A 19,139-nucleotide genomic window follows, 5' to 3' on the forward strand; every position below is an offset into this window, starting at 1 on the left:
GATTTAAGAGATTAAGAAAATGAACAAGTTTGATATTGAAAACCTAGACCTATTCTACGGTGAAAACCAAGCACTGAAATCGATCAACCTGCCAATTCCTGTTCGCCAAGTGACGGCACTGATCGGTCCTTCTGGTTGCGGTAAATCAACGCTCCTACGCTGTTTGAACCGCATGAACGATCTTATCGAAGGCGTTAAGATTACCGGTCAATTGTCTATGGATGGTGAAGACATCTACGGCAATATCGACGTTGCAGATCTTCGCATCAAAGTGGGCATGGTATTCCAGAAGCCAAACCCATTCCCAATGAGCATTTACGAGAACGTGGCTTACGGTCTGCGCGCTCAAGGCATCAAAGATAAGAAACACATTGATGAAGTCGTTGAGAGTTCCCTTCGTGGTGCTGCACTTTGGGATGAAGTAAAAGATCGCCTTAAATCACATGCATTTGGTCTTTCGGGTGGTCAACAGCAGCGCCTTTGTATCGCACGCACAATTGCAATGGAACCCGATGTGATTTTGATGGATGAACCAACCTCTGCACTCGACCCAATTGCGACGCACAAAATTGAAGAACTGATGGAAGAGCTGAAGAAGAATTACACTATCGTGATTGTAACGCACTCAATGCAGCAAGCACGTCGTATCTCTGACCGAACGGCATTCTTCCTGATGGGGGAACTGGTTGAGCACAATGACACACAAGTGATTTTTAATACGCCTAAAGACGACCGTACACAAGGTTATGTAAACGGAGACTTCGGTTGATCAATCAGCTTATTTACCACTTTATTCACGGGTTGGTTAGCCTGTAAACAAATAACTATAAGCGATGGTACTCTTGCCCCTCTTGATGAGGGGCTTTTTTCGTTTGGAGATTGGTTTGTATGTTTCGCTAACCATTTTTGATATGGAACCATTTGGCCTCCAACTCGACCCTCAAATTGCCACCTAGTCTTCCAAATTACGTCATCCTTGCTGAAATAATGACCTCTTTGTTACTTGGGCGTGACATTATTAATGTTCATCATAAATCCTTTTTATACCGACTTTTCCATGTGTAACTCTAATGAAAGTCCCCGTCTAAAAGTGTTTAAAGGCTCTCGAATATATAATTAAGTGCATATTTTTTGCGAAAGACTTAACAGCTCAACTTTGATTCCATTGATTGCATATGCTGGCTTGGGTAGTTTTTGTGCAAAATAAAAAATCAATTAGGTTGCGCTGGTGAGTTTAAAAAGTTTTACGAGGGCGGTCTCTTCTGCGAGAGACCATAGATTATTGGCGAAAGCTATATTCACACACTTAGACCAAAAATTTGCCCCAGATGCAGCGGCCATCTTTGATGATCCACTAACGCGCTCGTCAAGCTCGGTAAGATTTTCACGCGGTGATTTATTTCCTATTCATGATTACCCTCAAAGGTTTTGGAAGTGGGCGAGTCAGTTTGATACCTCGGAGGGCTTGATCCCTCTGGTGATAAATACTTGTAACTGGAATTATGCCCAAGATTTGGGAGGTGAGAGTTACATCATGATGCTCGACAACACACCAACTAAACGTGTTTACCTGCTTATCCAAAACGTTCAAGCTTGCTCTGCGCATAACATTTACGAAGAAAGCTACGATGCGATGCAACTGTTGGCGGCTCGTTGGCAGTGTATTCGTGCAGAAAAAAACGCCGCCCTCGAAATGAAGCATCGTGATGTACGTGAAGCTCAATATATTGATGAACTAAACCAGCGTGAACGATTTATCGAAAACATGAAGTTGGTACAGCAAGTTGCACTGGAGATTTCCAATCCTGATTCGTTAAAGAGCCTTTACTTAAAAGCAGTGGAAGCATTACGCGAACGATTAGGGTTTGATCGTTCGATCTTGATGCTACTTGATATGAAGAAGCGTAGCTTCAGCGGTACCTATGGCACCAGCGAGTCGGGCAGTACGATTGACGAGTTTCATACTCAGTACGATTTACATCAACTTAGTGAAGAGTATATCGCGGCGCTTTCGAGCCAGGAGCGTAACCTAGTTATTATCGATGATGCCCCCATCTATACTGCGGGGAAAGTCGTTGGCCAGGGGTGGAATGCGATGTTGATCTTGCGTGATGGCAATGAACCTTTTGGCTGGTTCTCATTGGATAACTTTCTTCACCGTAAGCCGATCACTGCTTACCAAAAACAGATGTTGGAATACTTTGGTTCCTTGTTCTCACAGATCTTTATCCGAAAACGGCAAGAGCAAAATGTGCGTATGCTTCACTCCACCATAGTAGAACTATCGCGTTGTACCACTGTGAGTGATGTGTGCAAATCTGCTGTCACGTTTGCGATTAAGAACTTAGGTATCGACCGAATGGCGGTGTTCTTAACCGACGAGAATTGTTCCTACATGCAAGGTACTTGGGGAACCGACATTCAAGGTAACGTTGTTGACGAATCGTACTTTTTTGGCAAAACTCAGGACTTCTCTCTCATTAATTTAGCCCGCTCGATGCCCAATGAAGTGGCATTTGAGGAATCTGTTCCTATCTACCATGACTGCAAAATTGCCGGCTTTGGTTGGGCAGCAATGACGGTGCTGACGTCTAACAGCAGTGGCCCGATTGCCTTTATCTCTGTCGATAACCTTTTGACGCGTGCCCCTCTAACGTCTCAACTGCGTGAAGTTATACGAATCTTTGCTTCCAGTCTTGCTGAAGTATTACAGCGGACGCAAGCAGAAGAGGCTATCCGCAAGCTGAATGAAAATCTAGAGTTTGAAGTGAGTAATCGAACTAAGGAGCTGGAAGAAGCCAATCGACAATTGGAGGTTTTGTCTAAGCTCGACCCATTAACGCGCTTGGGCAATCGACGTATGCTGGAGCATGTCATGCAGAAGTACTGTTATCTTGAAAATGATGCATGGATGTCTTTCGGGTTGATTCTTATCGATATTGATCATTTTGGCCTGTTTAACAATCATTATGGGCATTTGGAAGGTGATATTGCGTTGATACGCATTGGTAATATTCTTGAGCGCCACAGCAAGGGGGAGGATGAAGTTTTCTGTCGCATCGGCGGGGAAGAGTTTGTTCTACTGATGATAGGCTTAAACCAAGAAGAGGCTGGAAACAGAGCGGAGTGTATTCGTCGTGATATTGAAGAAGAGGGAATCAAGCATTGCCACAATCCTGAAGGGGACTTGTTGACGGTTTCTGTGGGCTACTCTCACTACCAAGCTCGAGGGAAAGATTTCAACTTTGATTACCTTTATCAGTTTGCGGATAAAGGACTTTATCAAGCCAAAAACAGTGGGCGTAACTGTGTACGAATATTAGCGGCGACAGACCAAATCGAAACTTAAGTCATTGCACTGAACTATAAAAGTACCCCCAAGTGACCTTTAGGTTTGAAGAATCGCGCATTTAAGGTTATGTGAGTATAAAAATAGCAGCTCGCTATGAGCTGCTATCATTCTTTTTGCATTTCAGTGGGAACTTAGAGATTTTCCAGTTGGTGTATAGGTTTACTTTTTTTCTCTTTGTTCAATGCTCTGATCTTTGCGATCAGATTATCTGCCTGCCACTCTTGCTGGGTTGCACTAAAGCGAGATTGGTTCATCAGATTCAGTTCTTTTTTTACTGCTCTTACTGCTTCAGACTCATGACCAGAGTGTTGAGTGTTTAGGTAGTCGTTAACGGCTCTTTCAATCTTTGCGTTATCACCCTGTTTGATGGTGTTTTCCAGATCTTGTAATGATGCACCATACGTCGAAGATAAGATGTTTTGCGTCTTTGGTTTTCTGCGTTTTTTCCAAAGCCCAAATGCTATCGCCGAAGAAGCAAGCCACAGAGCGGCAAACACTATGGTCAGTGTTTGCCAAATCGAATCCACGCCACTTTGAATGACAGGCGATGAAGTGGCCGTTGGTTGCGCTGGAAGTGAGCTTTCTGGTAGCGTGATTAGGCCACTATCGCTCTTTTCTACATTCAGTTTCAGTGGCTTAATAGCCGCTTCTCTGGATTGGTCACGCTCACTGTCCCACCAGTTTAAGTCATAACCAGGAAGCGTAAGCTCACCTTCCTCCGTCGGTATTAATACCTGTTTAACGGTCATAATAACGGTGTCATCACGAGGGCTTTCAAACTGCGGCTGTTCTGGGTAAACGCGAAGCGTGCTAGGGTAAATGATACCGATGCGGGGTAAATATTCTGCCTGAGTGCCGCGAGCTCGGATACGGATCGTACGTGTAATTGAGGACCCTTGCTTTACTGTGTTGACCGCATTCTCTGATAATGGATTACCCTGCTCATCTTGCCAGCTTTGTATCATTTCCAGTTCAGATGCTGGTAGCCAGTTACCTTTGAAGTTTTCCGGTATTTCTTTCACGGTGATAGGCATTTGCTTTGCCTTGGTATTGATCGGCATGACTTTGGTGGCACCGTTTCGGCCATCACCGTAGATATATGAGCCTGTTAATCGAGGGCCCACTAACGTGAAAGTACCTGGTTTTTCTGCTGTGATGCTGAAAGTTTGCTCCACAACTGTGACTTCAAGCCCATCAATGACGCGCTGAACCCGATTCATGTTACTTGTGGGTTCAATTTTCATTCCCTCAATCCGTGGCGGTACGATTTGCGGATTGTCCAAACGGCGAGGATCGAACTTGATCGCCAATTGCATGCGCAGTGTCGTTGACTGCTGGGGATACAAGGTATGAGCGTTAACACTCATATCAAAGCCGAATAAATCGTCTAAGTTCGGTTCCGCTTGGTTTTTGGTCACACGAAGTTTGATTGGCTCGGTTTTCATACCATCGGCAGAAAAGCTTGGAATCGTAACGATGCCCTCCACCATTGGGGCAATTGAGATACTCCATTCAGTTCGAACGCTTTTGCGACCATTAATATTATTGCTTGAACGACCGTAACGAGGCTGGCTTAAAAAGAAGTCTTGCTGTAATACATCGAAATCAATCGCATCCGAGTCTAGCTGGGTATCTGCCATGATTCTCAAAGTGATCACTTCGTTCTTCGCTACCTGAGTTTTGTTTACACTGGCTTGAAGGCTTTGTGCAAAAGCCGAAAAGCTAGTGAGCAGGCTGGCCATCAGAACAAAGACCAGTGTTTCGCCTTTTTTCATCATGGACTTACCACTCCTTATTAGATTGTTGTGGGCGTTGTTTTTGTTGAGCTTGAAGCTGCATTTGAGCTCGAATTAAGAAACTAGGGTCACGAGCACTTTCCACGGCTTCTAAGCGGCGGAATTCAGGATCATCTTTAGGTGATTTCTCTGCTTGAGCCTGTGCTTCCACGGACTTAGCTTCTTGGTGCTTGTTCTGGTTTTCTGCTTCTTTTTCGGTTCTTTGCTGCTTACCTTTTTGTTTAGCTTTCTGGCTTTCTTTTTTATTTTCAGCGTCTTGTTGGTTTTGTGACTGCTGTCCTTGCTCTTGTTTAGCATCATCCTGAGACTTTTGTTGCTGCTGTTGCTGCTGTTGCTGCTGTTGCTGCTGTTGCTGCTGTTGCTGCTGTTGCTGCTGTTGCTGCTGTTGCTGCTGTTGCTGCTGTTGCTGCTGTTGCTGCTGTTGCTGCTGTTGCTGCTGTTGCTGCTGTTGCTGCTGTTGCTGCTGTTGCTGCTGTTGCTGCTGTTGCTGCTGTTGCTGCTGTTGCTGCTGTTGCTGCTGTTGCTGCTGTTGCTGCTGTTGCTGCTGTTGCTGCTGTTGCTGCTGTTGCTTCAGTTTCTCCTCTACAACCGACAGGTTCTTTTTCGCAGCTTCAAAATCCGGCTTCTCATCTATAAGCTTTTTGTAGAGCTTGGCTGCGTCCTCAAGCTGTCCATTTTGAGCGAGGGCATTGGCTAAGTTGTAACGCCCATCAAGACTTTGATTATTCGAAAAGGCTTCGATCGCGCTTTCATAATCCCCAGCTTGGTAGCTGGCCGCCCCTTTCCAATTTTGGTCGCTGAAGGTATTTTGTGCTTTTTCGTATTCGCCTTGCTGATAAAGCTGTTCGCCTCGTTGGTTCTGATTTAAAAATGCATTTGCTTCTGCCTTTGGTGCCCAACTCATTGGTAATACAGTCGCCACCAGCAGCCAAATCATCCCTCTACGAAAGAGCAGAGCTGCGGGAAATAAGAGTAAAGGTAGCAACCAGAAGCCATTGTTCAAGCGAGAGTCAGTCTTGACGTCCTCACTTTGCTTTGTGGTTGCGCTGTTGTCCGCATTATTAGTAAACGCGGCAATACTCTCTACATCACGGCTATTATGCTGAATTGGTAGAAACAGGCCACCGGTCTCTTTGGCTAATCTCTGCAAGTTGTTTAGGTTTGTCTTCGCGACCACAGTGTTTCCTTGTCGGCTCTTCATTAAAGAACCATCAGGAAGGGCAATAGGCGCACCTGTCGATGTGCCGATAGCAAGCACTGACACACGAATATCTTTACCATTGAGGATTGCAAGTGATCGAGACAGTTCAGATTCATCCAAATCATCTGCGAGTACAATAATATCACCCTGATTGATTCCAGCTTGATTAAATTGACCAAGTGCAGTTTCAATAGCCGATGGTAAGTTAGAACCTTGATAGGGCATTAACTCAGGCGACAAGTTTTCGATGATGCCAGCAAGCGTGTTGGAGTCAGTCGTCAGTGGGCTGAGCGTATAAGCATCTCCCGCATAAGCAATCAGACCTGTCGAACCTTCTTTCCATTTTGGCAATAAGTCTAAGGCCTTATAACGCGTTTGTGAAAGGCGATTTGGTTTGACATCCGTTGCGTACATTGAGCGCGACATATCCAGCACTAACACTCGGTTTTGGCTGAGTTGAAAACTTGGGCGCGTGTTGGATTGCCAACTTGGCCCTGCTAGAGCAACACAAGCGATTGCCCATGCTAACCCCCAAAGAGTGAAGTAGTGCTTGGTTTTCACTGAGTGACCAAGCATCTTAGCCAAATGAGGTGCGATCAATGATGATTTTTTGGTTGCGTATTGGCTGTTAACAGCAAGGAAAGCCGGGATAGCGAGCAAGCCGAGTAACCAATAGGGATGTAAGAAAGTAAACTCAGCCATGCTTTCTCCTTAAAACAAATAGAAACACGGAAAGTATCAGTGACGCTCCCAATGGATAAGGGAACCATTCCGATTGGGGACGCCAAGTTTGAGTATCGCTAGAAACTGGCTCCAGCTGATTAATGGTATCGTAGATCGCTTCAAGTTCTTTGGCATCACGCGCTCGGAAGTATTTGCCACCTGTCATCTCAGCAATCTTGGTCAGCGTTTGCTCATCAAGATCCGAGGCGGTATTGACTTTACGCGTCATGAAGAAGTCTTTTACCATCATTTCGCCAGCTCCCACACCTACGGTGTAAATGGTCGCATTGTATTTTTGGGCGATTTCAGTGGCTTCAAGTGGTTCGAGCACACCTGCAGTATTACTGCCATCACTGAGTAAGATCATCACACGTTGTGGTGCGTCACTATCTACAAAGGTTTTGGTACCCAGTCCGATACCATCACCAATCGCCGTACGTTCACCAACCAAGCCAATTACAGCTTGATTGATTTGTTGCATAACGGTTCTGCGATCAGCGGTTAACGGTGTTTGTAGATAAGCATGATCACCAAATAGAACCACACCCAAGCGATCACCTTGGCGTTTTTCTACGAAGTCAGATAAGACTCTTTTGACGGCGGTTAAGCGATCTATGTACTCGCCGTTGTCGTTCATGTCTTCTTTTTGCATAGAGCCAGATAAGTCGACCAATAACATCATGTCACGGTATTTGGGTTGGAACTCAACCGGGTCGCCATACCAAACAGGGCGGGCACAAGCGATAACCAACAGCATCCATACGCCAGTAGACAGGGCTTTTTGTACGATCTGTTTTGGCTTGCTGGCATGCTTATTGTTTGGCAAGTAGGCCAGTTTAATTTCAGCTTGCTGAGTCTCTTCTGGGAAGAATTTATAAATCAGCCAAGGTAGGGGCAATAACGATAATGCCCACCACCAGACGAACTCAACGTTCAACCATGGAGAGAGACTCGAAAAGAGCGGTGCCTCAGTCACGAGTTTTTACCTTTTTCTTCGGTGGTAATGCGGTTGCAATCCAGAATGAACAATCATCAATCAGGTCTTGATATTGCTCGTGACTGGATTTCTGATACAGCGCCGCTTGCCACTGTTGTTGTTTATCAATAAACCGAGTCTCTTTGGTGTAGCTATCAAGAAACTCATACCAAGCAGAGCCTGTTAATGGCGCGATTTCTTCCCGAGGGAAGTAACTTAAAGCGACTTGACGGAGAACCTCCAATGCAGAAGACGGCGTGTGTGGTGTGAGCGGATTGCTCAACAGTTTTAATGCGGTCTTCTTAGCGATAAGACGTTTTGAACGCCATCTTATACAGAGTAAGATCATAAAGATGGAAAGAATGACACCGCCCAGAACAGCCCACCATCCCCAAGCGAGTGGGTACCAATCTGGTGCATTCGGTAGGATTAATGGTTCAAGGTTTAGGCTTTGATTATTCGTTGTCATTATAATTACTGCTTGAGTGATTTGTATTGTGTTACTGTCGTTAGCTTAACTGCTGAACCAGCGGTAATCCGCTCGATAGGCTGTTAAACGGAATGGCCATAGAATGACACTGTTGTTTAAGCGCTTGTTGATGTTCAACAAAGTGAGATTCCAACTCCTGACGCTGTCCTTTTGAACCAAAGTTAAACCATTGACTTCGATAACCATCGGATGCCTTCGCTTGTCCTCGAAAATCGGTTTCGCCTCGCTCTAGTGGGTCATAGAATTGTACTGCACGAACGCTGTTGTGTTGCTTTATTTGACGCAATTGAATCAGCGCTTTTTCTTCAATTTGAGCAAAGTCACTCAATAGAATGATCTCACTGCCTTTTGGTGCAAGATTATGCAGTGTTTCAATTACACTTATATATGGCAAGGTACGTGCGCTGTCAGTTTGTAGATCGTTAAGCAATTGATTGTGAGTGTTTACTATTGCGTTAAGAATTCTCAGCCCTTGGCTTTGTAAGGAGGAAGGACGAAATTCAAGACACTGACGACCATTGTCAATCACGGCACCAATGCGGTCTTTTTTGGCTAAAGTTAGCCAAATCATGACGCTAGCAAAGTGTGCCATTTGAACGGACTTCAACACGTATTGTGAACCAAAGTGCATGCTTGGACTCAAGTCGATGTATAAGATCACCGCTTGTTCTTTGTCTTCTGCAAATAACTTGGTGTGTGCTTTTCCCGTTCGAGCCGTGACTCGCCAGTCGATACTACGAATATCATCACCCGCTTGGTATTGGCGCACTTCCATGAAATCCATACCACGTCCCTTTTGACGGCTAGTATGGCTGCCGCTCATTTGTGACCAAATACTCTGCGCTGGTGGTAACCAACGAATCGATTGAGTGCGGTACTGAAGCAGTTCTTCAAGGGTTAATGTTACCCCATTAGCATGAGGTGGTAATGCATATGATGCAGACATGTCACCTACCTAAGTTATGCGCTACCTACAAGGTTAAGGAGCTTGTCGATAACCTGATTTGCGGTAATGCCTTCTGCTTGGGCGTGATAGCTGAGCAGTAGACGATGGCGGAGTACAGGGTAAGCCATGGCTTGAACATCTTCTGGTGAAACGAAGTCACGACCTGCGAGCCAAGCATGAGCACGGGCACAACGGTCAAGAGCGATGGTGGCACGTGGACTGACGCCCATTGATAGCCATTTCGCCAGTTCCGAGTCGTAATCGCCGGGCTGTCGAGTTGCCATTACAAGACGAACAATGTATTGCTCAATCGCGTCAGCCATATGGATGTTGAGTACTTCTTTACGTGCAGTGAAGATGTCCTCTTGGCTCAGTCTTGGGCGTTCTATTTTCGCTTCGCCTTTTGCCTCACCTCGATTGATACGTAAGATCGCCAGTTCATGCTCCGCATCTGGGTAATCTACATCCAGGTGCAGCAAGAAACGGTCGAGCTGGGCTTCGGGCAGTGGGTAGGTCCCTTCTTGTTCTATTGGGTTTTGCGTTGCCATCACCAAGAACAGTTCTGGCAGTGCGTAAGTGTTTCGTCCTGCGGTCACTTGCTTTTCTGCCATTGCTTCGAGCATTGCCGCTTGTACTTTCGCAGGTGCACGGTTGATCTCATCGGCTAAGATCAGTGAGTTAAAAATTGGACCTGATTGGAATGTAAACTCTCCCGTTTCGGGACGAAAGATGTCAGTGCCAGTCAAATCTGCAGGTAGTAAGTCGGGAGTGAACTGAATACGGTGGAAATCACCCTCTACACAATCAGAAAGAGATTTTACTGCGCGAGTCTTAGCCAACCCCGGAGGGCCCTCAACCAAGATGTGCCCATCGGCAAGTAGAGCAATAAGGAGCTGTTTAACCAGATCATGCTGACCAATGATCTGAGATTCTAAATAACTTTGAAGAGTTTCGAAGTTTGTTTTGTGCATTTTTGGACTCTCTAGTATCCATATGTTTCTTGTTTGGAGTATTGGTCACTTCCGGTATGAGAAAAGTTCCAACACACATATGCAATTTATCTTTCCAATATTGGGTTATTGCGATGTATTACAAGCCCCTAGCGCGACTGAATTCCATTCAGGGGGCAATTAGTACCACATTCATACTCATAAATGGGCATCTGGAGTGTTGGGTATACAGAGTTTAATCCGTTGCTCGCTTCAACCATTGTTCGCTTCAACCATTGGTTGAGTATGCCCTCATCGCTATCGCGTTTCGTCCTGTAGAAACTTTAGATATCGACAAGATAAGTATGGTCATTCTTGGAGTGATGCCGATTTAGGCGTATTAAATCGCGATGACGGTCGTTTTAGGCGGTCTTTAGGAGGTAAAGTCGTAGGCTAAATAATCGATCAATAAATGTTTGTGTAAAAATGTAAGAATTTTCTCTAGTTTTGTAGGGCAAAGCCGATAAAGGTGTCATGCGGCACATAGTTAGATCATATGTGCAAGGTTGTATTTATTCGAAATGCGGATAATTAGTGATTCTTTTATAGGTCCAGATATGTTGAAACTTAGCTCTTTGAGTATCAAACAAAAGGTTGTACTCGGTATTACGTTTGCCGTGCTTGCATCAACCATTATTGTGGGGGTGATGGCTCACCATCACGCCAGAGAGGTATTAAGCCATCGCCTCATTGATATTGAATTGCCTGCGATGTTGCAGCAAATCAATACGGAGATCGATCGTGAAGTAGTACAAATGCAGCAAGCTGCGAAACAATTGGCGACGAACGAATTTGTTGTTGCAGCACTGTCTGAGGCAGACCGGACCTCGTCAGTAGAGGCGCAACTTGTTCGCCAACTTAATAATGTCAAATCCCAATACCGATTAAACGATGCGTCTGTCGCTAATCGGCAAAGTGCCCATTATTGGAACCAAAATGGTTTCCTGCGTCAGCTTAATCGATCGCAAGATGCTTGGTTCTTTGATTTTACCTCTTCTGGTCAAGATACTTCGGTGAGCGTCTTCCAAGAAGCAAACGGCGAAGTAAAAATGTTCGCCAATTATCAAAATGTAAATGGCATTTCAATGTCGGGTCTGTCCAAATCAATGGACGATATGATGTCGTTGTTAAATGGTTTTAAAATTGAGAAAACAGGCTACGTTTTCCTAACCAACAGTAAGGGTGATATCCAGATCCATCGCGAGCAAGGCAAGAATCAAAGCTCCATCAACCAATTGTTTGGTCGAGAAGCTTCTCTGTTAATGGATAAAAGACAATTCAACTTAGTCACTACTGAGTTTGAAGGACAAGAGATGTTTGTTTCAAGTTTATATGTGCCTTCAATGGATTGGTTTGTCATTGGTGTTGTACCAGTAGACGAGGTATTCGCTGATCTAGATGCGACCGCAGAGAGAATGTTGTTCACAACAGCAATTGTTGCGTTAATCTTCATCGCGATGGGTGTTCTTCTTGCAAACAGCATTACCAACCCAATTCGCCAAATTGCAGATCGCTTTTCTGATCTTGGCGAAGGTGAGGGCGATCTGACTCAGCGCATTGAAATCAAAGGTAACGATGAGGTCGCTCAGCTATCAAAAGGCTTTAATGGCTTTATTGATAAAATTCATGCAACCATGAAAGAGGTGTCATTAACCAGCGGGGCTTTAAGTCAAGCCGCAGACAGTGTTTCAAGCAAAGCAAGCTCAACGCATGATAATAGCCAAGAACAACGTGACCAGACTATTCAGGTCGTGACAGCCATTAACCAAATGGGCGCAACGATCGGTGAGATTGCTTCAAATGCAGCCACAGCAGCAGATACTGCTAACCAAGCGTCTGATAATACGCGGACTGGTCGCCAAGTGGTAACACAAGCAAAAGAGGTGATTAGCCGTCTTGCCGGTGATGTGGAAACGACAAGCATGGTTGTAGGCCAGTTAGCAGCAACAACTAAAGATATTGGATCTATCCTGGATGTGATTCGCGATATTTCTGAGCAAACTAACCTATTGGCGCTTAACGCAGCGATTGAAGCAGCCCGCGCGGGTGAACAAGGCCGAGGTTTTGCCGTGGTTGCGGATGAAGTACGTACCCTAGCGTCGCGAACTGCGGATTCTACAGAAGAGATTCAGCGGATGATCAATCAACTTCAAAGTGACGCACACGACGCAGTGACAGCGATGGAAGCGGGAAAAACGGTGACGTTTGAGGGTGTGGCATCGACCGATGAGGCTGTTGTTGTTTTGATGAATATCTCTGAACGTATTGCGGATATTTCAGATCGTAATACTCAGGTTGCTACGGCAACAGAAGAGCAATCTACGGTCGTTCATACCATCAACCAGAATATCGAGGAGATTAATGCGATCAACGAGATAACAACGGCCACTGCAGAGGAACTGGCTGGTGCTAGTCGAGATCTGCAAGCGCTATCATCTCGTCTCGATAAGATGGTTGGTAGCTTCAAACTATAGAGTTGGATAGAATGGTCTTAATTTACAAGTTTAACGACTCTATATTTAGGTAAGTGCCATGAATGATTTCGAAAAAGAACTCGAGCAGATCTCGCAGGAAGTATCTCAAGAACCGGAAGTGAAACTGCCATCGCTCGAAGAGCAAAAGCAAATTGCAGCTGAGCTCAAGAAGTTAGAAGCTGAAGGAAAGCTGACACCAGAAATCCTTGAGCAGTACTTTGGCCAGTTTAATCAGAAAAATTCAGTTCCAGTGCATTAGTTAAAAGGGAGTTTCATACTCCCTTTTTTGTGCCTTTCATTTCTCTATGTATTATTGATAATTAAATCAATGCTTTAGTGTTGCCTACTACTATTTTTCATACTTGACAATAGTGCCTCTCTAACTAAGTCTATTCCTTATTTCACTTAAAATGACTAAAGGGCATCGAGCAAGATGGAGCATCAAAATTCTAGGGAAGTGATCTTAATTACGGAAGACAGCTTACAGTCTTCGTTGTTGAAAGATGTGTTAGAGACTAGACTCAATATCAATGTTCAATTGATCTATCCTGAAAATCTCGATACTCGACCAAAACCTGTTAGTTCAGTCGATGCGATACTGTTAGATTACAGTGTAATGTCAGATGACCTCTTCTCTCGTTATATGGAGTTTAAAGAAACGGGCCTGAAAGACACGACAGAAGTCCTTATTAACTGTGATAAATCAATCACAACGGACGAGCTGTTTGGTTGGCCATCGTTGGCAGGGATTTTTTACACTTCAGATGGTATTAGTAAGTTACAAGCTGGAATAGGCAAAGTGCTACAGGGTGATATGTGGTTCAGCCGGAAGTTCTCTCAGCAATATATTACTCACTTACGTCGACACGGTAGACCAACTAGTAAGCCCCTCCGTGAAATTTTGACAAAAAGAGAACAGCAAATCATCACGCTCTTATCATCGGGGGCTTCAAATCAACAGATCGCTGACCAACTACTTGTGAGTGAAAACACGGTCAAAACACACCTCCACAACATATTTAAAAAGATTGATGTCAAAAATAGAGTACAAGCATTAATTTGGGCAAAAGAAAATCTTCCAGTTGTATCGCCAGTAATATAAACAATATAAATATTATGATTAATGTCAGTAAAACTTTCTGAATGTTTACTCAATTAGTTTGTTTAATAAAAAGTGTTTCTTTTTTGAGAAATGCTTTTTTTTGATTCTGTTTTTTGAAATTAAAATTCAAAAAAGTAGTAAGTATCTCTACTCTATCACCTAGCACTTAGTTATTAGATTAAGTGTTCAGCGATAATTATTAATTACTAATTTGATGTCAGTGAAAGTATGAGAAACGCTATGGAAAAATATAAGTATAAGGGCCTACCAACAATCCTAATGATAACTCAGCAAAGCCTACAGAGTGAAAACTTTAAGGAGGTGCTTTCTAAGAAAACAGAAACAAATATAACCATCATAGATAGTAAAAACTTGAGTTATCATGAACTGATCCCTGAGCAGTATTTCTTGTTAGTAGACTTTTCAATAGACATTCCGTCCGATACTTTAGTTTATCTCAGAGATAGTGGGAAAGTCATTGGCACGATTATGTTGAATCTAGGCTATGAGCTAGAGACAGAAGAGCTTGCATCTTGGCCTCATGTCAAAGGTATATTTGGTCCCAGCGATTCAATGGATAAGTTATGTCAAGGTCTGACCGCGATCGTCAGTGGTGATAATTGGTTGCCACGCCGTCTATTGGATCAGCTTCTTACTTATTACAAAGGAAAAGAGCTACAGTCAATGATTGAGCCCGCGACAGAAGTGGAGTTGACACGTAGAGAAATTCAAGTTCTAAAAATGCTTAAAGAGGGTGGATCTAATATTGAAATTGCAGATTCATTATTTATAAGTGAGCATACTATAAAGTCACACCTATATAATATTTTCAGAAAGATTGAAGTTAAAAATAGAACGCAAGCAACTAGATGGGCGAAAAGAAACCTTTAGTGCTTTAGTGCTTTAGTGCTAGGTTTAACATTATTTAAAAATTGTTACCCATTAAAGTACCAAATGTGGATTATTTAGCATTGGAATCTGACGAAAATATCATCCCTTATTCAAACTTGCTCTACACACTTTGTTTATTAGACTTTCTACGCTTGGAGCAGTCTTTATCAGGCGTGGAGTATATAAGTCTATTCAAATAAGAAAGCCAGAGGGATTTAGAATGATCAGGAATGACACGCATCTAGGTAATAGGGGAAGTGACGAAATTGCTGACTTCGATGGTGGTAATGATGTTTTTGTTGGTTTCGGTGGTAATGATGTATTCGTAGGTGGTGGTGGTGATGACTTAATGGTTGGTGGTTCAGGTGATGATCGCCTAACAGGAGGGGCTGGTGATGATATTTTAATGGCTGGGACCGGTAACGATTACCTCGGTGGCGGTACTGGTAATGATTTGCTGTTGGGATTACTGGGTGACAACAAGCTCAATGGTGGCGTCGGTGAAGATGTACTTGTTGCTGGCTCTGGCGATAACATTCTGGTTGTTGGCTCTGGTGCAGATAAGTTTATTTTTACCGATAAGTTTAAAGGGCATGGTGAAGCTAAAGTGGTTGATTTTACAATCGGTGAAGATTCTCTGCACATCATCAGTGATGCTGTGACATCATTCTCCGATTTAACCTTCAGCTATGATGCCAAAGGTAATGCTGTCTTTACGGATGGCGTAGATCTGACGGTCAAATTGATTGGTGTTACGCAAGCAGACATTAATACCTATGGCAGTGAATTATTCATTATCTGAGTCTTAGTATCGGGCGCTAGTCGGTCTAGTGCCTAAATATTACAATATGTGGAAGTAATCGTGCAAAATACGGTTTTCAAAGAAGTGAAACAAAAACTATGCATTCTAACAGGTCTACTGATTGGTTTTAGTTTTTTTATAAATTTATTAGTGCTTTCTATTCCTCTGTACATGCTGCAAGTGTACAACCGCGTTATCTCCTCTTACTCTCTAGATACCCTATTTTTATTGACAGTGATTGTCCTTGCTGCGCTTTTGACAATGTCGCTGATTGATATCGCACGAGCCCAGATGAGTAAGTCTTTTGGTTATTGGGTAGATTCTAAACTTTCGGTATTTATGCTTAAACGAAGTATTCAACATCGGGTACACATGGGCAAAAGTTATACATCTCAAGTTTTGAGGGATATCCAAAATATCAAAAGCTTTCTTAGTAGCCAAGCACTGTACCCTTTACTCGATGCCCCGTGGACCCCTGCTTTTATACTTTTCGTTTATTTTCTTCACCCTGTTTTGGGGCATATTGCGTTAGGGGGTTCAATTGTCTTGTTTGGTTTGGGCGTGATTAATGAGTTTGTGACTCGCAAAATAATGCAAGAAAGTGAAGTTCGGTCGATAGACCATATCAACCACGCAGAGGTGGCGACTCAAAATGCGAACTCAATTATAGCGATGGGGATGATGAATGCATTTTTGGAGGGTTGGTATTCCCGTGTTAATGAATCCAATCAACTTGAGCGGCGTGTTACAGGTAAGTCGATTTACCTCGCTAATTTTTCGAAGCTCGTGCGTGGCTCCCTTCAGATATGCTTGCTAGGAGGTGGTGCTTGGCTGGTCATCCAACACGAGATCACCGCTGGTGCGATGATCGCCAGCTCCATTTTAATGAGTCGTGCTTTATCTCCAATGGAGCAAGCGATAGGTACATGGCGTAGCGCAATGTCCGCTTGGAATGCTTATCGGCGTTTGCGGGTGATTGATCGGACCGTAAAACAAGATGAATCTGATATGCCTTTACCTCGTCCAAAAGGTCACTATGAACTGGCAGGGCTAGTTTATCGCCACCCAGACGAAACAGAGCCTGTTTTGTCTGCAATATCGTTGTCGATTCCATCCGGTGTATCTTTGGGTGTGATTGGGCCCTCTGGAACGGGAAAATCAACGTTTGCCAGACTGTTACTTGGGAATCTAAAACCTTTAGCTGGCAAAGTTACCCTAGATGGTATGGAAGTATCGACATGGGCATCAGAAGATAGAGGGGCTCACTTTGGTTATCTAGCACAGGAAGTGGAATTGTTTGCTGGGACCATTCGAGAAAATATTGCTCGTTTCAAAGATGAAGGCTCTGCAAAAGTGATTCAAGCTGCTCAACTGGCTGGGTGCCATGAACTGATCCTAAAGAAAAATAGAGGTTATGATTTTGTCATTGGGGAAAACGGCCGCGGTTTATCTGGTGGAGAGAGGCAGCGTATTGCCTTGGCGAGGGCAGTGTACGGTGAGCCTTCTATTGTTGTGTTTGATGAAGCAAATGCAAATCTAGACGGAGAGGGGGAAGCGTCATATCAACGTGTGATAGCACACCTGAAGGCTCGAGGATCTACCGTGATTGTGATTGCGCATAACCCAAGTACGTTGAGGCAAATGGATAAACTTTTGTATTTAGCCAACGGGCGAGTCAAGTTATTTGGTGCGCGAGATGATGTGTTGAAGCGTTTGATGGGTGAAGAAAGAACAGATATACCGAGGGTGAGAAATGAGCAATCAACTGCCAGCCGTTAATGAATTTGCAGCAGAACAAGTATTTCGTTTTTTGCCCTCTTCAGAACTGCGATTGAAAGGTCCTATTTTACTTGGTGTGTTAGCGCTAACCCTATTTCTCGGCGGTTTAGGTTACTGGGCTGCAACCGCTAAATTGGAGAGTGCCGCTATTGCTTACGGTGACTTATCTGTATTAAGTCAGAACCAAGAAATTCAACATTTGGAAGGTGGTATTATTGAAAAGATCTATGTTCAAGAGGGCGACTTAGTTAAGAAAGGGCAATTGCTTCTTCAGCTTTCAAAGCGGCAAGCTAATGCGAAACTTGACGCCCTCAGTGGCCAATATATTCATACGATAGCTAAAGAAAATCGTTTGAATGCGGAGCTAGAGGAGTTTTCAGAAATCCACTGGGCAAAGGATCTTGAGACCATTCAAAATACAGAAATTGTTGCAGAAGCAAAGTTGGTTCAAAGTAAGATCTTTGCTGCGAGGAAGCGCTTTTTCGGCAGCAAGTTAAACATCATTGCGAAAAGTATATCTGGCGCACACTTAGAGTTGGATAATCTCAGTGAAACGAAGATCATCGAGCGAGAACGTTTGAAGTTTATTGAAGAAGAGATAGCCAGTAACCAAGCATTGGTGCAGAAAGGCTTTTCTGGGAAGTCGACATTATTGCAGTTAAAGCGTCTCTCAGCAGAAGTGAGAAGCACGTTGAGTCAACTTGATCGCCAGTCGCTCACCGTAAGTAAGCGGTTAGATGAAAATCAAGCAAAAATTGAGGAGCTACAGCTAGAAAGACTTAATGACATTGTCGAGGATTTACGCAATACCAAGAAAGAAATGGTTTCTATTCGGGAGGAGTACCGCTCGGCAAAAGACATCGTTGCACGTACCAGTATTGTCGCCCCCATTTCCGGTCGGATCGTTAATATGCAGGTGTTTACCGAAAATGGCGTTATTGGTTCAGGAGAAACCTTGCTTGAGCTGGTTCCGCAAGATGACAATTTGCTGGTTGAGGCTCGAGTTAGTCCCCAAGATATCGATTTGATTACGTCAGGGCAACATGCCCAGATCCGCTTAACTGCCTTGAATGCAAGAACACTAGCACCTTTGGAAGGAACGGTATTAACTGTCTCGGCAGATAAGTTGTCTGAACGGAATCAAGATGACTTTTATCTCGCTCGCATCGCTTTATCGCAAGAGGACGTCGCCAAGTACAGCTTGACTTCTGGTATGAATGCAGAGGTGCTGATTTTGTCTGAACCCAGGACACCGCTGAGCTATTTGGTTAAACCCTTAACGGAAAGCATGAATCGCGCATTCCGAGAAGACTAAAATATGCATTGAGAATACGAGAAGCCGACATTGTGTCGGCTTTTTTTTTGAGTATTGAAACCGCACCAAGCTTATTTATGGCGATTTTTTAAACCGGGGTGAAGTGCAAAGTCTGACCTAATGCTTTCCAAGGTGTGTCCGAGCTAGTTCAGGAATAAAAAGTGTTTTTCTTCGATTTTTGTAGAAACACAAATTAGTTTCAAACAAATGAAGCCGAAGATGAAAAATGTGGATGGTGCGAAAAATTTGCTCACTTTAATACCACTTCTCCTCCTCAAAAATCATATTAAGACAAGGAAAAAC

15 protein-coding genes are annotated in these 19,139 nt (G+C 43.8%); 9 read left to right on the forward strand and 6 right to left on the reverse strand.

Annotated features, from left to right (window positions below; translation table 11 throughout):
- The first annotated feature begins 19 nt into the window (after positions 1 to 19).
- Positions 20 to 769 (forward strand): phosphate ABC transporter ATP-binding protein PstB, encoded by a 750-nt coding sequence (pstB, locus tag AND4_RS00470; RefSeq protein ID WP_009840896.1) that lies wholly within the window; start codon positions 20 to 22, stop codon positions 767 to 769.
- A 513-nt stretch (positions 770 to 1,282) separates the two neighbouring features.
- On the forward strand, positions 1,283 to 3,349 hold the full coding sequence (locus AND4_RS00475) for a GGDEF domain-containing protein (protein WP_009840897.1): 2,067 nt from the start codon (positions 1,283 to 1,285) through the stop codon (positions 3,347 to 3,349).
- Positions 3,350 to 3,483: 134 nt separating this feature from the next.
- Here the strand turns inward: AND4_RS00475 and AND4_RS00480 are convergent, their stop codons facing one another.
- From AND4_RS00480 to AND4_RS00505, 6 genes are read right to left on the reverse strand one after another with little or no spacing between them, the layout of a single operon-like run.
- Positions 3,484 to 5,130, reverse strand: a complete 1,647-nt coding sequence (locus tag AND4_RS00480; RefSeq protein ID WP_009840898.1) for a BatD family protein — start codon at positions 5,128 to 5,130, stop codon at positions 3,484 to 3,486.
- A 4-nt stretch (positions 5,131 to 5,134) separates the two neighbouring features.
- Complete coding sequence (locus AND4_RS00485; protein WP_009840899.1) at positions 5,135 to 7,051, reverse strand: VWA domain-containing protein; 1,917 nt, start codon at positions 7,049 to 7,051, stop codon at positions 5,135 to 5,137.
- The gene (locus AND4_RS00490; protein WP_009840900.1) at positions 7,044 to 8,048 is read right to left on the reverse strand and encodes a VWA domain-containing protein; all 1,005 of its coding nucleotides are present in this window, start codon (positions 8,046 to 8,048) and stop codon (positions 7,044 to 7,046) included. Before AND4_RS00490 ends, AND4_RS00485 begins: the two co-directional genes overlap by 8 nt.
- Positions 8,041 to 8,517, reverse strand: a complete 477-nt coding sequence (locus tag AND4_RS00495; protein WP_009840901.1) for a DUF4381 domain-containing protein — start codon at positions 8,515 to 8,517, stop codon at positions 8,041 to 8,043. Before AND4_RS00495 ends, AND4_RS00490 begins: the two co-directional genes overlap by 8 nt.
- Positions 8,518 to 8,557: 40 nt before the next feature.
- Positions 8,558 to 9,484, reverse strand: a complete 927-nt coding sequence (locus tag AND4_RS00500) for a DUF58 domain-containing protein (RefSeq protein ID WP_009840902.1) — start codon at positions 9,482 to 9,484, stop codon at positions 8,558 to 8,560.
- Between the two features lie 14 nt (positions 9,485 to 9,498).
- Positions 9,499 to 10,455 (reverse strand): MoxR family ATPase, encoded by a 957-nt coding sequence (locus AND4_RS00505; RefSeq protein ID WP_009840903.1) that lies wholly within the window; start codon positions 10,453 to 10,455, stop codon positions 9,499 to 9,501.
- Between the two features lie 575 nt (positions 10,456 to 11,030).
- Here AND4_RS00505 and AND4_RS00510 point away from each other — a divergent pair.
- The 7 genes from AND4_RS00510 to AND4_RS00540 all read left to right on the forward strand — a co-directional run bounded on the left by AND4_RS00510 (position 11,031) and on the right by AND4_RS00540 (position 18,836).
- Complete coding sequence (locus AND4_RS00510; RefSeq protein WP_009840904.1) at positions 11,031 to 12,947, forward strand: methyl-accepting chemotaxis protein; 1,917 nt, start codon at positions 11,031 to 11,033, stop codon at positions 12,945 to 12,947.
- Positions 12,948 to 13,005: 58 nt separating this feature from the next.
- Positions 13,006 to 13,206, forward strand: coding sequence for a chromosome segregation ATPase (locus tag AND4_RS00515; RefSeq protein ID WP_009840905.1), 201 nt, complete (start codon positions 13,006 to 13,008; stop codon positions 13,204 to 13,206).
- Between the two features lie 174 nt (positions 13,207 to 13,380).
- The gene (locus AND4_RS00520) at positions 13,381 to 14,049 is read left to right on the forward strand and encodes a LuxR C-terminal-related transcriptional regulator (protein ID WP_009840906.1); all 669 of its coding nucleotides are present in this window, start codon (positions 13,381 to 13,383) and stop codon (positions 14,047 to 14,049) included.
- Between the two features lie 228 nt (positions 14,050 to 14,277).
- Positions 14,278 to 14,940: a LuxR C-terminal-related transcriptional regulator gene (locus tag AND4_RS00525; protein ID WP_086026761.1), complete on the forward strand. Its 663-nt coding sequence runs from the start codon at positions 14,278 to 14,280 to the stop codon at positions 14,938 to 14,940.
- A gap of 220 nt (positions 14,941 to 15,160) precedes the next feature.
- Complete coding sequence (locus tag AND4_RS00530; protein WP_009840908.1) at positions 15,161 to 15,742, forward strand: calcium-binding protein; 582 nt, start codon at positions 15,161 to 15,163, stop codon at positions 15,740 to 15,742.
- 60 nt (positions 15,743 to 15,802) lie between these two features.
- Complete coding sequence (locus AND4_RS00535) at positions 15,803 to 17,521, forward strand: type I secretion system permease/ATPase (RefSeq protein ID WP_009840909.1); 1,719 nt, start codon at positions 15,803 to 15,805, stop codon at positions 17,519 to 17,521.
- Positions 17,496 to 18,836 (forward strand): HlyD family type I secretion periplasmic adaptor subunit, encoded by a 1,341-nt coding sequence (locus tag AND4_RS00540; protein ID WP_009840910.1) that lies wholly within the window; start codon positions 17,496 to 17,498, stop codon positions 18,834 to 18,836. Before AND4_RS00535 ends, AND4_RS00540 begins: the two co-directional genes overlap by 26 nt.
- Positions 18,837 to 19,139: the final 303 nt, after the last annotated feature.

It is taken from the genome of Vibrio sp. AND4 (genome assembly GCF_000171815.1).
Taxonomy (GTDB): Bacteria; Pseudomonadota; Gammaproteobacteria; order Enterobacterales; family Vibrionaceae; genus Vibrio.

Bases quoted from the DNA above. Each gene is read 5' to 3' on its own strand.
- pstB (WP_009840896.1), top strand. From the start codon at position 20: ATGAACAAGTTTGATATTGAAAACCTAGACCTATTCTACGGTGAAAAC.
- AND4_RS00480 (WP_009840898.1), bottom strand. From the start codon at position 5,130: ATGATGAAAAAAGGCGAAACACTGGTCTTTGTTCTGATGGCCAGCCTG.
- AND4_RS00485 (WP_009840899.1), bottom strand. From the start codon at position 7,051: ATGGCTGAGTTTACTTTCTTACATCCCTATTGGTTACTCGGCTTGCTC.
- AND4_RS00495 (WP_009840901.1), bottom strand. From the start codon at position 8,517: ATGACAACGAATAATCAAAGCCTAAACCTTGAACCATTAATCCTACCG.
- AND4_RS00500 (WP_009840902.1), bottom strand. From the start codon at position 9,484: ATGTCTGCATCATATGCATTACCACCTCATGCTAATGGGGTAACATTA.
- AND4_RS00505 (WP_009840903.1), bottom strand. From the start codon at position 10,455: ATGCACAAAACAAACTTCGAAACTCTTCAAAGTTATTTAGAATCTCAG.
- AND4_RS00510 (WP_009840904.1), top strand. From the start codon at position 11,031: ATGTTGAAACTTAGCTCTTTGAGTATCAAACAAAAGGTTGTACTCGGT.
- AND4_RS00515 (WP_009840905.1), top strand. From the start codon at position 13,006: ATGAATGATTTCGAAAAAGAACTCGAGCAGATCTCGCAGGAAGTATCT.
- AND4_RS00520 (WP_009840906.1), top strand. From the start codon at position 13,381: ATGGAGCATCAAAATTCTAGGGAAGTGATCTTAATTACGGAAGACAGC.
- AND4_RS00525 (WP_086026761.1), top strand. From the start codon at position 14,278: ATGAGAAACGCTATGGAAAAATATAAGTATAAGGGCCTACCAACAATC.
- AND4_RS00530 (WP_009840908.1), top strand. From the start codon at position 15,161: ATGATCAGGAATGACACGCATCTAGGTAATAGGGGAAGTGACGAAATT.
- AND4_RS00540 (WP_009840910.1), top strand. From the start codon at position 17,496: ATGAGCAATCAACTGCCAGCCGTTAATGAATTTGCAGCAGAACAAGTA.